Genomic DNA, 13169 nt, shown 5'->3' with positions numbered 1-13169 from the left:
GGCACCCAGACAGAAAGACAGCGCGTCCCCCGCGCAATTTCGCCAACCGACCAGAAAGTGAAGTCGCATGACCAGTCTTTTCGAACCGGCACAGGCCGGCGATATCGCACTCGCCAACCGTATCGTCATGGCCCCCCTCACCCGCAACCGTTCGCCGGGCGCCATTCCCAACAATCTCAACGCCACCTATTACGAGCAGCGCGCCACGGCCGGGCTGATCGTCACCGAAGGCACGCCGATTTCCCAGCAGGGTCAGGGTTACGCTGACGTTCCCGGCCTCTACAAGCGGGAAGCGATCGCAGGCTGGAAACAGGTAACGGATGGCGTGCATTCGGCCGGTGGCAAGATCGTCGCGCAGATCTGGCATGTGGGCCGCATTTCCCACACTTCGCTGCAGCCGCATGGCGGCCAGCCGGTCGCGCCTTCCGCCATTCCGGCCAAGTCGAAGACCTATATCATCAATGATGACGGCACCGGCGCCTTTGCCGAAACCTCCGATCCCCGTGCGCTCACCATCGACGATATCGGCCTCATCCTCGAGGATTACCGCAGCGGCGCCCGCGCGGCGCTGGAGGCCGGGTTCGACGGCGTAGAAATCCATGCCGCCAATGGCTACCTGATCGAGCAGTTCCTGAAATCCAGCACCAACCAGCGTACGGATGATTATGGCGGCTCTATCGAAAACCGCGCCCGCTTCCTGCTCGAAGTTGTCGATGCCGTGGCGGAAGAGATCGGCGCAGGCCGTACCGGCATTCGCCTCTCGCCCGTCACGCCCGCCAACGACATTTTCGAAGCCGATCCGCAGCCGCTTTATAATTACGTGGCGGAACAGCTCGGCAAGCGCGATCTCGCCTTCATCCATGTCGTCGAAGGCGCAACCGGCGGCCCGCGCGATTTCAAGCAGGGCGACAAGCCTTTCGATTATGCCGCCTTCAAGGCCGCTTATCGCAATGCCGGCGGCAAGGGTCTGTGGATCGCCAATAATGGCTACGACCGTGAGAGCGCCATCGAGGCAGTTGAAAGCGGTAAAGTCGACGCAGTGGCTTTCGGCAAGGCCTTCATCGCCAATCCGGATCTGGTGCGCCGCCTGAAAAACGACGCGCCGCTCAACGAGCCGAACCAGCCGACCTTCTATGGCGGCGGAGCCGAAGGTTACACCGACTATCCAGCGCTTGCCTGATAAGGGATAAAGCAAAGACGCCGCACTGCTCGAAAGCAGTGCGGCGTTTTCTTTCAGCGCAGGCTTCGCGCCTGCCGCGCGGCAAAATCAGAAAACGCGCCCATGACGAAGGCGTTGGGCACATGCAGCGCCTGCAGGAAGCCATTGCCCGTTTCCCGGCCGATGCTCATCAGGGCCACCTGAAGACAGTAAAGACCAAGCAGGACCAGCGTGCGGGCAAGATTCGGCCGCAGATCGTCATATAGAGAAGCGAGAACCGCCAGCGACAGGATCGGAACGGCGATCAAAAAGCCGAGCCCCTTGTGCAGCGAAAGCAGCGATCCATCGTAATAGATCGACAGCCCGGCCAGCAGCACCTGCGCGAAGATCAGCACCGGCACGCTTGCCGAAATCACGGCAAACACGCGACGCCGGGCCGACATCCCATTCGCAACCGCGGCCATCACACCCTGCCCCCGGCATCGGCCGGATGCGGAAGGCTCGACGGCTGCGGCCTCTGTTCAAGGCAGCCGAGGCTCGCAAGCGTCGTCGCTACCGCGATGTCGAGCGATGTTCTGGGTTCCGTTCCGAGGAAATCCGTCAGCCTGCGATTGCTCATCCGGATCGGCATCTGCCAGAGATATTGCATTTCCAGCACTTCACGGAACAGGGGAACGAAGGGAGCGGCCAATTTGATGCCCGACCAGGATAGCTGCCGCCTCTTGACCGGATGACCGACAACCCGCTCGATGGCTTCAACCAGTTGCAGCCCGTCGAAATCCCAGAAACCTTCCATGTGATAGACGGCGAAAGCCGGAAGCTCGCCTGCGCGGTCCAGCAGCCGGCCAATGGTTTCCGCGACATCCGGCAGGTAGGCCCATTGATGCCCGGCATGGGGCGCGGCGGGATTCTGGACACTCCGGACCGGCTTTCCGGGCTTCACCAGCATTTGCGAAAACCAGTTGTTTCTCGCGTCCGGCCCAAAGAAATCCCCGGCGCGGACGATCAGCACCGGCACGCCACGCATCGACGCCATTTTCAGCCGCCGCTCCATCTCCACACGCAATGCGCCCTTGCGGGTGAACGGCTTTTGCGGGCTGTCTTCCGTCAGAAGCGGAAAGGCGTCCGGGCCGAAATTATAGACGCTGCCCGGAAAGACGATCCTCGCCCCGCAGGCCTCGGCGGCGGCGATGCTATTGTCGAGCATCGGCAGCACCTGGCTTTCCCAGTTGCGATATCCGGGAGGATTGACCGCATGGACGATGAGGCTCACGCCTTTTGCCGCATCCATCACATCCTGCCGGTTCATGGCATCGCCGGTCACACGTTCGACGCCGTCCGTGGCGCCCTTTGACATCCGCTGGCGCGTCATCGCCCTCACCCGCCATCCCCGTTGCTGCAGCATTCTGGAGACCTGACTGCCGACACCGCCATTCACCCCCAAAATCAGGGCCAGAGGCCGTTCATTCCGCGCTGTATTTGCGTTGTTTTCATATATCATCGCCGTACTCCTTGTTGTGGGCTGGAGTATCGCCCCTTTCCGCGATATACGAAATTATCGAAATGAGTGGAGCAGCTATACAAAATCTTATGACCAGAAACCGTGACATCAGCTGGGATTTCTATCGCACCTTCCTCAGCGTGCTGAGCGACGGTTCGCTGTCCGCCGCCGCCCGCGAGCTTGGCATCACCCAGCCGACGGCGGGACGTCACATCGGCGCGCTGGAAGAGGCCGTCGGCTTTCCGCTGTTCATCCGCTCGCCGCACGGGTTGATGCCGACGGAAGCAGCGCTTGCGCTCCGCCCCTATGCGGAAAATCTCGCGGCAACGACCGCCGCCCTCATGCGCGCGGCCTCCGGCGAAGTCGGCAAGATCGAAGGCACGGTGCGCATCAGCGCATCCGATATCATCGGCGTGGAAATGCTGCCGCCGATCATCACGGCCATGCAGGAGGTTCACCCACGGCTTGAAATTGAGCTTTCGCTCTCCGATACGCTGGAAGACCTTTTAAGGCGCGAGGCGGATATCGCCATTCGCATGACCGAACCGCAGCAGGATGCGATCGTCATGCGTTATATCGGCAATTTCCGTCTGGGATTTCATGCGACGCGCGACTATCTGGCAAGAGCGGGCACCCCGAAGAGCATGGAAGATCTGAACCACCACCGGATGGTCGGCTTCGACCGCAAGACGCCTTTCATCCGCGCGGCCATCCAGCGGATGCGCTCGCTCGATCCGGACATACCCGATATTGAGGAAATTTCCTTTGAAATCCGCGCCGACAGCAATCTCGCCCAGCTTGCCATGATCCGCGCCAGTGCGGGCATCGGCGTCTGTCAGATCGGTCTGGCGCGCAAGGACCCCCGGCTCGTTCAGGTTCTTCCGAAAATCGACATCCCGCTCCATACCTGGGTCGCGATGCATGAAAATCTCAAGACCTCGCCGCGATGCCGTGCCGTGTTCAGCGCCCTCGTCGAAGGCCTCAAGGGTCATCTTAAAGAAACCGATCCGGGCGCCCCGCCGAAACGGCGCTAATGCCGATCCCGCATCGGTGCCACGCTGGCCGGCATCCGCAATTGCCTGAAAGAGACCGGCGGAATACGCAAAGTGATCCCGGCTTTGCTGGAAATCCACGGATCGCTGATCAAAACGGTCTGGCCTGCTGCGTCGTCTTGTCGACCACCTCGGCTTCCGGCCGGTCACCGCCCTGGCTGTATTCTTCATGCCAGTGGCCGCTCTCATCCTGATAGCTGATTTCCTCGTCATCGCCCCCCACCTGCTGTTCGGCGGCGACGATGCGCGCAGCTTCGACGGCATCCGCATAAGAAGGGAATGTTTCGGAATAAGCGCCGTTCATGCGGTAGGCGAAGCCTCCGTCATGTTCGACAATTTCATATACCACTTTGGTCATGCATGGTCCTCCTGTCTCGGTAGGCGACATGGCAACCACAACCGCGTTTCAAGCATTGCACCCGATGGGACACCGCGGCATGAGCAGCATGTCCTGCAACACCACTATCCTACCAAAAGCATTCAAGCGCAAATCCTGCTTGATCTGGGGGACGATACGTCACAGCCTGAGCCGATCAGGGGGAAGGGAAATCGATGGCAGGTTCTATTCTGAAACAGGAGCGCATGCTGCTGCTGGCGATACCGGCGGCAATCGTCGCCTATCTGGCCGAACATGCAATATTCGAAGCCGGAAAAACGGCGGCGCTCATCGCCGCAGTCGCGCTGATCGGGCTCATCGTCCTCGTCTCGATGCGGGTTGCCCATCACGCCGAAATCCTTGCCACCAAGGTCGGCGACCCTTACGGCACCATGATCCTGACGCTGTCGGCCGTTGCGGTGGAGGTGCTGATCCTCGCCATCATCATGAGCGAATCCAGTTCGCCCACTCTGGTGCGGGATACGATCTATTCCGCCGTGATGATCGACATCAACGGCATTCTCGGTCTCGCGGCGCTGCTCGGCGGTCTTCGCCACGGCGAGCAGCCCTATAATGACGATTCCGGCAAGACCTATGGCGTGATGATCCTCACTGCCATGGGTATTTCGATGATCGTGCCGGAATTCATCCCCAATGAAAGCTGGCATGTCTACTCCGCCTTCACCATTGTCGCGATGATCGCGCTTTACGCACTGTTCCTCAAAATGCAGGTCGGCCCGCACAGCTATTTCTTCAGCTATGCCTATCCCCGCAAGGCGCATCCGGCCGGACAGGCATCGGACGGCCATGCGGAAGAGGAGGACGAAGGCAGCGTATCGCTCTCCATCGGCCTCATCATCGCCGGCGTGGTGCTGATCGGTGTGCTGGCGGAATTCATGTCGGCCTTCTTAAGCGAAAGCCTCGAGGGCACCAGCGCACCGCCGGCGCTGATGGCGGTGGTGGTGGCGACCATCTCGGCATCGCCGGAAATCCTCACCGCGCTCCGCTCCGCCTTGCGCAATCGCATGCAGGCCGTGGTCAATATCGCCATGGGCGCATCGCTGTCGACGGTCATCCTGACCGTGCCTGTCATGGAAGGTATCGCGCTTTATACCGGCCAGCCTTTCATCATGGCGATGACGCCGGTTCAGACCGTCATGGTCTTCATCACCCTCATCGCCGCCGCCATCAATCTCAATGACGGCGAAACCAACGCGATTGAAGGAATGACACATTTCATTCTCTTCGCCACGTTCATCATGCTGCTGTTTCTGGGGCTTTGACCAAAACGAAAAAAGCCCGGCATCGCTGGCCACGACACAACGTCATCCTTGGGCTTGTCCCAAGGATCTAATCACGCCCAAATAAATCTCGACGTTGCAGATGCTCGGGACAGGCCCGAGCATGACGGCGGAGAGCTTTCGGCACTTTGAAAACAAAAAAGCCCGGCATCGCTGCCGGGCTTCTTCATTTGAGATCACAACCGATCAGCGGCAATCGGCGCAGAAGCGCTGGATGCGCTTGCAGGCTTCTTCCAGCAGCGCTTCCGACGTGGCGTAGGAAATGCGGAAGTTCGGGCCGAGGCCGAAAGCCGATCCCTGCACGACGGCGACGCCTTCGGCTTCGAGAAGCTCGGAAACGAAATCCGTATCCGTCTCGATGACCTTGCCCGACGGCGCGGTCTTGCCGATCAGGCCGGCGCAGGACGGATAAACGTAAAATGCGCCTTCCGGAGCCGGGCAGCTGATGCCCTTCGCCTGGTTGAGCATGGAAACGACGAGATCGCGACGACCTTCGAAGATTTTCTTGTTGGCCGGAATGAAATCCTGCGTGCCGTTCAAGGCTTCGACAGCGGCCCATTGCGCAATCGAGCTTGCGCCCGAGGTCTGCTGGCCCTGGATCATGTCCATGGCCTTGATCAGCGGCAGCGGGCCGGCAGCGTAACCGATACGCCAGCCGGTCATGGCATAGGCCTTGGAGACGCCGTTCATCGTCAGCGTGCGGTCATAGAGCGAAGGCTCGACTTCAACCGGCGTGACAAATTTGAAATCGCCATAGGTCAGGTGCTCATACATGTCGTCCGTCAGCACCCAGACATGCGGATGCTTGACCAGCACATCGGTCAGCGCCTTCAGCTCGTCATGCGAATAGGCAGCACCCGAGGGGTTGGACGGCGAGTTGAACACGAACCACTTGGTCTTCGGCGTGATCGCCTTTTCCAGCGCTTCCGGCTTCAGCTTGAAATTGTCTTCCAGCGTGGCGTCGACGAAAACCGGCGTACCGCCGCAGATCGCCACCATTTCCGGATAGCTGACCCAGTAAGGTGCCGGAATGACGACTTCATCGCCCGGGTTCAGGGTGGCCATGAAGGCGTTGAAAAGGATCTGCTTGCCGCCCGTGCCGACAATCGTCTGCTCCGGCTTGTAGTCCAGGCCGTTTTCACGCTTGAACTTGTCAGCAATCGCCTTGCGCAGTTCCGGAATACCCGAAACCGGCGTGTATTTCGTTTCGCCGCGCTTGATGGCGTCGATGGCCGCTTCCTTGATATTTTCGGGCGTATCGAAATCCGGCTCGCCGGCGCCAAGGCTGATCACATCGCGGCCCTTCGCTTTCAGCTCACGGGCTTCTGGGTAACGGCGATGGTGGCGGATGGCTTTACGCGGGAGAGAATGTCGGCAAGGAAGGCCATTTTTAATCGGTCCTATTGGGGTTGACATCAGCAGAGGTTGGAAAACTTGTCATCTGCGGCATTTTCTATGTCGAAATACAGGCCTTCTTTCAAGGTCAAAAGCCGGCTTATGTGCTGCATCGCAGAATTTAAACCTTCCTTAACCCGGAAGTAACGCTTGATACGCTACATTCGCGAGCCTAGAGGTCGTGTCTCTATAGCTGGTTGAAAAATGGCGCTCAAAAGCATCTTTTCCAGTCTTGTCCGCGAGGTCGATGGCACATGGTCCACGGCCTATAGCACCTTCAACCTGAAATCGGCCCTGCAGCCCATTTTCCGCCGCACGGCGAGCGGTATTCTCGACATCGATTCCTTCGAGGGTCTGGTGCGTCCCCATCGCAATGGCGAGCCGGTGACGCCGGGCGAATTTTTCTCGCTGGTCGCGCCGGAAGATATCGAAAATATCGACAGCATCCTGCGCACGATCCACATTCTCAACACCGGCAGGCTCAACCGGTCCCGCGCCCGCATCTTCGTCAACTTCCATCCGGGCCTGTTCCAGACCCCGGCCAAGATGCGCCAGGAAGTGGAGCGCATGCGTCTTGCCGCCCACGAAGCCGGCATGACGGCGGATCGCATCGTCTGCGAAATCTCCGAGAAAAAAGCCTCCGACACGCAGATGGTCGCCGACTTCGCCTACCACATGCACGATATCGGCTTTCGCGTGGCGCTCGATGACTATGGCGCCGGCGATTCCGACATCGACCGGGTGAAGCTCATCAAGCCGGACTATGTGAAATTCGAAGCCGGCTGGGTGCGCGATTTCATGCAGAATTCGGCGGGTGCCGCCCTTCTGCGCGTTATCGTCAGCCAGTTTCGCGCCGATGGCATAGAGCCGGTCTTCGAAGGACTGGAAGCCGCATGGCAGGTCGATCTGTGCGAGGAACTCGGCGTCCTCTTGATGCAGGGCTACGTGCTGGCAAAGCCAGAACTTGCGCCGACCAGTTTCGACACACGTTTCCCGGAACTCGGCAGTGAATATTTCGCCCCGTCAAGAGCGGAAAGAGGCCCTGCGCCACCGGCATTTTTCCGGGAAGAACGCCCCGCCGATCCGCACCCGCTGCGCCAGACCCGGACCTTCGGAAAACGCGGCCTCTGACGCCAAATCCGGCCAAACGGCTCTCCTAACCGGCTTTGCCACAATATTGCCGCAATAAATGCCGCGGAACGCCAGAATTCGGTCTCCAAGCCGTCCATTTCGAAGCCTCCTTTATCCTTTAAGAACAGGGACAAGAGGCGACAGCCATGTTTACCAACGATCGGACTTCCGTTGAAAGGTTAAGGGCGCAGAGAACGCTGTTTTCCCTCTGGATGGCCGTTGCGGCTTTTCTTGTCATCGTCACCATGGCCGCCGGCATCGCAACCTCAGCCAATGCGGCTACCCAGGCGGTCGATACCCTGCATACATCCGCCATTCCGCAGGTGGCGGCGACGACGAAAGCGGGGTCCCACATCCTGCTCATCGTCCTTTCGGCCGCGGCTTTCATCGGCCTCGGCATTGGCGGCCTGACGCTCACCCGGCGCAGCCTGAAGGACGAGGCCCGCCGCTACAAATAAGCGGCCCTTCCCTCGACTTGCGGCATCGGCAGGTTGCTGCTAAAGCACCCGGAAACAGTCATCCGCATCGCGGATCGATATTTCAAAAATCCCCGAATTGCCACGGCCGCGACTGAATGATCTTCCGGCCCTGCTGTGCTGGTGCCAACTAATGACGCGTATTCAGGCCAATATGCTGCTTCTGCTCGCCGCAGCAATCTGGGGAGGCGGCTTCGTCGCGCAATCCTCCGCCATGGCCTCCATCGGCCCGTTCTGGTTCGTCGGCCTGCGTTTTGCCATCGCCGCCATCGCCGTGCTACCCTTCGCGCTCATGGAAATACGGTCGCTGAAATCGCCGCCGCGCCGGCGCGAAATCGGCAGCTTCATCCTCGTGGGTCTGGCCCTGTTCGGCGGCGCCACCACCCAGCAGGTCGGGCTCCTGACCACGACCGTCACCAATTCCAGCTTCCTGACCGGGCTTTACGTCATCTTCGTACCGGTGATCGCCGTCGTGCTTTACCGCCGTCATCCCCATTGGATCGTCTGGCCATGCGCGCTGATGATGCTGGGCGGCATATTCCTGCTCTCCGGCGGTGCATTCGAGGCACTGACCACGGGCGATATTCTCAGCATCATCTGCGCCTTCTTCTGGGCGATCCAGATCACGCTGGCCGGACGCTTCGTTTCCGAAAGCGGAAGGCCGCTGGCGCTTTCCTGCACCCAGTTCGCTGTTTGCTCCCTTCTTAGTTGCATGATCGGTGTCGTGTTCGAACCGATCAGCATGGCCTCCATCGAGGCGTCGCTTGCGGAAATCCTCTATGTCGGCCTCGTCTCCTCCGGCCTCGCCTTCGTGCTGCAGGTCATCGGCCAGCGTTACACCACCGCCCCGCAGGCCGCGATATTCCTGTCTTCGGAAGCGCTTTTCGGCGCTTTGCTGGCTTCGGTGTTCCTGAAGGAAACCATTTCGAGCGCCGGCTATATCGGCTGCCTGATCATATTCGTCGCGATCCTGATCGTGGAACTGGTGCCGGAATTGACGCGCAAACGGCAAAAATCCATGGCCGGAGCGGCCTGACGCAAAAAGAACTTATTTTTCTCGTTCCGCCATAAATTCAGATAGGGCATTCAAATTTTGCCGTGAAATCCTGCGGCAAACGGCAATTATTTCATCAACTGTCGCTTCTGCGGAAAAAATATGCGATTGCGCGATGTTATTCTACCGCAGGTTTTTTATCTGACAAAAAGCCCGTGAAAACTTTTGCTTGCCAATTTTCGATAAACGCATCACTCTACCGCGGTTCGGGCAATTTGCGAGCATGGGAAGGCCTATAATTTTGCGCACTGGGGACGCTATAAACCTCGGGCGGTGGGACGAAAAACGTTGGATGAGAACGCCATTACTTCCCGCTGCGAAGGTCCATTTTCTCAATAGTCAAAAACTGCCTGCCAACGCCCACGCGGGGCAAAACTGTAATGCTGCCTGTAGCTGAACGCGGGCAGAGCGAAAAGGACCTGATGCATGGCCGAAACTGGCACCGTAAAATTCTTCAATACAGACAAAGGCTTCGGCTTCATCAAGCCAGACAATGGTGGCGCTGATATCTTTGTTCACATCTCTGCCGTACAGGCTTCTGGCCTGTCCGGACTTTCAGAAAATCAGAAAGTGAGCTTCGACACGGAACCGGATCGTCGCGGCAAGGGGCCGAAGGCAGTCAATCTGCAGATTGCTGGCTGACCCTAAAACGGCTTTCTTTTCTAGTTGAAGCCCGGCAGGAATGCCGGGTTTTTTTGTGCGGTCCCGCAGGCCTTAGAGCATTTCCAGGAAAAGCGGAAAAACTATAATGGGCCGGTACTCAGAGCCCCTTGAGATAGGGGTTGGTGAGCCGTTCCTCACCCAGTCGTCCACCCGGACCATGGCCGCAGATGAAACCGACATCGTCACCCAGCGGCAAAAGCTTGTCGCGAATGGACGCCATCAATTGCTCGTGGTTTCCGCCCGGCAGGTCCGTGCGCCCCACCGATCCCGAGAACAGCACGTCGCCAACATGGGCGAAGTTCTGGTCGCGGTTGTAATATATGACGTGGCCGGGCGCATGGCCCGGGCAATGATAGACTTCGAAGACGTGATCCCCGAAGGATACCCTGTCGCCGTCCTTGAGCCATTTGTCAGGTGCGACGTTCCGAAGACCGCTAATGCCGTATTTTTCGGCCTGCGCCTCAACTCTTTCCAGCAAAGGACGGTCGTCCTCATGCGGCCCGATGACCGGCAGCGACAGTTTTTCACGCAGTTCATCGGCACCGCCGGCATGATCGAGATGCCCATGCGTCAGCCAGATTTCCTTCAGCGCGATGCCATTTTCAGACACGACTTGGAGAATGACGTCCACATCCCCACCGGGATCGACGACGACGCCCTCCTTGGTATCCTGATCGAACAGGATGGTGCAATTCTGCTCGAATGGCGTGACCGGAATAATGCCCGCCTGCAATTTTCCCATATCCTGTGTCTCCTGTCTGAAAGCTCCTGCCTCCTATAGCCCGCGACCGGTGGCGGCACAATGGCGGCGGAAAAGACGCCGACTTCCGGCGACTGAAGCAGTCTAAAAATCGAATTGGAAACAGTTAGATAGCAATAAATCTTCGGCGGATGGCGGGAATTGCCGGCAAAAAATGTGGAACGCCCCGATGGTTGCGACGTTCTAGCTCCAGTCTTGAAAGGAGTGAGACACATGGACAAGACGCTTAAAATGCTCATGGCTGGCGGCGCCTTCGCCTTGATGGCCGGTTTCGCGAACGCCGCCATGGTCGCCACCACCGCATCGGATATTTCCGTTCGCTCAGGCCCCGGTGAAGACTATCCCGAAGTGGGGCTGGCCACCCGCGGCAGCAATGCGGTTCTGGATGGCTGCATGGAAGGCAGCAGCTGGTGCCGGATCGAAGTCAACGGCCTGCGCGGCTGGGCCCATGCCGATTATCTGAATGTCATGTATGAGGGCTCGCCGGTCATTCTCGAACAGCGCCGCTCGGAACTCAGCGTGCCGGTCGTGACCTATGAAACGACCTCGAGCGTGCAGGCAGAACCCAATCCCGGCGATCCGAACCTCGGCCGCGTCGGCGAAGTCGATCCGCCGCAATCGGTGATGACCTATATTGACGAACATCCCGCAGACACCGTCACCTATGATGGCGACATAGCCGTCGGTAGTGTGCTGCCGTCGGATACGCGTCTCGTTGAAATTCCGGACTATCAATATCGTTATGTCCAGGTGAACGACGTGCCGGTTCTGGTCGAACCTTCGACGCGACGGATCGTTTACGTCTATCAGTAAACGCACGGCGGATATCAAGAGACGGATGAAGAGCGCGGAGTTTCCGCGCTCTTTTCTATTTCCGGTAAAGGTCACTCAGGATTCCAGTTGCACCCGCACCCGCGCCATATTATCCACCGCAACAGAAAATGATCGCGGCATTCTCCCGAGCGGACGCATTTTCGGCTATGTTTACAGAATATTGGCGCATCGACGCCTGTCAGCCTATGATCAGACAGCCGCAGAATATGAAGGAACCGCAGTGCCACCGCAATCGCTCAAAACCGCAGCCGCCAGGCAGACACCGGCACTCCCGAAGGTTGACGACGGCAAGATCGACTTCGATACGATCGAGGCGCTGTTTTTCGCCTATCGCGATTTCGTCTCCGATCCAGATGTCATTCTGTCGAAACTGGAATATGGGCGGGCGCATCACCGGGTGGTCTATTTCGTCAGCCGGCAGCCGGGCATGACGGTGGCGGATCTGCTCGATACGCTGCAGATTACCAAGCAGAGCCTTGCCCGTGTGCTGAAGCAATTGATCGACGACGGTTACATCCGCCAGATGGCAGGCCCGGAAGACCGCCGCCAGCGCAGGCTTTACCCCACGCTGACGGGCCGCGAACTGGCGCTGGCGCTGAGCGAGCCGCAATCGCGCCGCATCGACCGCGCGCTGGAAGGTCTCGGGCCGGACGCCCGCGCCTGCGTGCGCAAGTTCCTGGCGCAGATGCGCAGCCCGACGACGACGACAACCATGGAGGACGAGTGACGATGGCGACAGCACCGACAAAACGCCCACCGGCGGATGACGATGCGGCCCATCTCCTGATCGTCGACGACGATGCCCGCATCCGCGATCTCCTGCAGCGCTTTCTGGGCGACAAGGGCTATCGCATCTCCGTGGCGGCCGATGCGGCCGAAGCACGGCGCAAAATGGTGGGCATCCGTTTCGATCTGCTCATCCTCGACGTGATGATGCCGGGTGAAAACGGACTTTCTCTGACCCGCTCGCTGAACGAGGACAAATCCGTGCCGGTCATCCTTCTGACCGCCCGGTCGGAAGCGGATTCGCGCATCGCCGGGCTGGAAGCGGGTGCGGACGATTATCTCGCCAAACCCTTCGACCCGCGCGAGCTCGTCCTTCGCATCAACAATATCCTGCGGCGCAATACCTCGCCCGATACGCCCAAGATCGAACAGATCATGTTTGGCCCCTACAGCTTCTCTATCCCCAAAAAGGAATTGCGGCGCGGCCCCGAAACGATCCGCCTGACGGATCGCGAGCAGGAGATCATGCTGCTTTTTGCGCTGCGCGCCGGCGATACCATTCCCCGCCACGAGCTGGTGGAAGCGGAATCGGAAGTGGGCGAAAGAACCATCGACGTGCAGATCAACCGTCTTCGCCGCAAGATCGAGGACGACCCTGCCAATCCTGTCTATCTGCAAACGGTGCGCGGCATCGGTTACCGCCTGAGCGTGGACTGACGAGCACCCAACGAAGGGCGAACG

General features: G+C 59.2%; 14 protein-coding genes and 1 pseudogene. 10 read left to right on the top strand and 5 right to left on the bottom strand.

Annotated elements, in window-relative coordinates; translation table 11 throughout:
* The first annotated feature begins 67 nt into the window (after positions 1–67).
* Entirely contained in the window at positions 68–1180 is a 1113-nt protein-coding gene (locus L901_RS13475; RefSeq protein WP_059757475.1) for an alkene reductase, read from the top strand.
* 53 nt (positions 1181–1233) lie between these two features.
* Here L901_RS13475 and L901_RS13470 read toward each other — a convergent pair whose 3' ends face one another.
* A complete protein-coding gene (locus L901_RS13470) occupies positions 1234–1623 on the bottom strand; it encodes a DUF6220 domain-containing protein (RefSeq protein WP_059757472.1) in 390 nt (129 codons plus the stop codon).
* Positions 1623–2660: an NAD-dependent epimerase/dehydratase family protein gene (locus tag L901_RS13465; RefSeq protein WP_059757470.1), complete on the bottom strand. Its 1038-nt coding sequence runs from the start codon at positions 2658–2660 to the stop codon at positions 1623–1625. Before L901_RS13465 ends, L901_RS13470 begins: the two co-directional genes overlap by 1 nt.
* An 89-nt stretch (positions 2661–2749) precedes the next feature.
* Between L901_RS13465 and L901_RS13460 the strand changes: the two genes are divergently transcribed.
* The gene (locus L901_RS13460) at positions 2750–3694 is read left to right on the top strand and encodes a LysR family transcriptional regulator (RefSeq protein ID WP_003522856.1); all 945 of its coding nucleotides are present in this window, start codon (positions 2750–2752) and stop codon (positions 3692–3694) included.
* Positions 3695–3803: 109 nt separating this feature from the next.
* Here L901_RS13460 and L901_RS13455 read toward each other — a convergent pair whose 3' ends face one another.
* On the bottom strand, positions 3804–4070 hold the full coding sequence (locus L901_RS13455) for a DUF2188 domain-containing protein (RefSeq protein ID WP_003522857.1): 267 nt from the start codon (positions 4068–4070) through the stop codon (positions 3804–3806).
* 194 nt (positions 4071–4264) lie between these two features.
* On the opposite strand from L901_RS13455, the gene L901_RS13450 reads away from it, so the two are divergent.
* Positions 4265–5371, top strand: coding sequence for a calcium:proton antiporter (locus L901_RS13450; protein ID WP_059757467.1), 1107 nt, complete (start codon positions 4265–4267; stop codon positions 5369–5371).
* Positions 5372–5575: 204 nt separating this feature from the next.
* Here L901_RS13450 and L901_RS13445 read toward each other — a convergent pair.
* Positions 5576–6777: pseudogene (locus tag L901_RS13445) on the bottom strand (pyridoxal phosphate-dependent aminotransferase).
* A gap of 211 nt (positions 6778–6988) precedes the next feature.
* Here L901_RS13445 and L901_RS13440 point away from each other — a divergent pair.
* The 4 genes from L901_RS13440 (at position 6989) to L901_RS13425 (ending at position 10087) form a co-directional block, all read left to right on the top strand.
* Entirely contained in the window at positions 6989–7915 is a 927-nt protein-coding gene (locus L901_RS13440; protein WP_059757465.1) for an EAL domain-containing protein, read from the top strand.
* 146 nt (positions 7916–8061) lie between these two features.
* Positions 8062–8373: a hypothetical protein gene (locus L901_RS13435; RefSeq protein WP_082710625.1), complete on the top strand. Its 312-nt coding sequence runs from the start codon at positions 8062–8064 to the stop codon at positions 8371–8373.
* 151 nt (positions 8374–8524) lie between these two features.
* Positions 8525–9427, top strand: a complete 903-nt coding sequence (locus L901_RS13430) for a DMT family transporter (RefSeq protein ID WP_059757459.1) — start codon at positions 8525–8527, stop codon at positions 9425–9427.
* 444 nt (positions 9428–9871) lie between these two features.
* Complete coding sequence (locus tag L901_RS13425; protein WP_003494703.1) at positions 9872–10087, top strand: cold-shock protein; 216 nt, start codon at positions 9872–9874, stop codon at positions 10085–10087.
* A 118-nt stretch (positions 10088–10205) separates the two neighbouring features.
* Here L901_RS13425 and L901_RS13420 read toward each other — a convergent pair whose 3' ends face one another.
* Positions 10206–10850 carry an MBL fold metallo-hydrolase gene (locus L901_RS13420; protein ID WP_020811278.1) on the bottom strand — a complete coding sequence of 215 codons (645 nt, stop codon included), beginning with the start codon at positions 10848–10850 and terminating at the stop codon, positions 10206–10208.
* A 231-nt stretch (positions 10851–11081) separates the two neighbouring features.
* On the opposite strand from L901_RS13420, the gene L901_RS13415 reads away from it, so the two are divergent.
* The 3 genes from L901_RS13415 to L901_RS13405 all read left to right on the top strand — a co-directional run bounded on the left by L901_RS13415 (position 11082) and on the right by L901_RS13405 (position 13145).
* On the top strand, positions 11082–11681 hold the full coding sequence (locus L901_RS13415) for a DUF1236 domain-containing protein (protein WP_059757456.1): 600 nt from the start codon (positions 11082–11084) through the stop codon (positions 11679–11681).
* 241 nt (positions 11682–11922) lie between these two features.
* The gene (locus L901_RS13410) at positions 11923–12429 is read left to right on the top strand and encodes a MarR family winged helix-turn-helix transcriptional regulator (RefSeq protein ID WP_059757508.1); all 507 of its coding nucleotides are present in this window, start codon (positions 11923–11925) and stop codon (positions 12427–12429) included.
* A gap of 2 nt (positions 12430–12431) precedes the next feature.
* Entirely contained in the window at positions 12432–13145 is a 714-nt protein-coding gene (locus L901_RS13405; RefSeq protein WP_003522866.1) for a response regulator, read from the top strand.
* Positions 13146–13169: the final 24 nt, after the last annotated feature.

This window comes from Agrobacterium sp. D14 (assembly GCF_001526505.1).
Classification (GTDB): domain Bacteria; phylum Pseudomonadota; class Alphaproteobacteria; order Rhizobiales; family Rhizobiaceae; genus Agrobacterium; species Agrobacterium leguminum.
The sequence above is the reverse complement of the archived record's forward strand: the minus strand, read 5'-3'. Positions and strand labels throughout refer to the sequence as shown.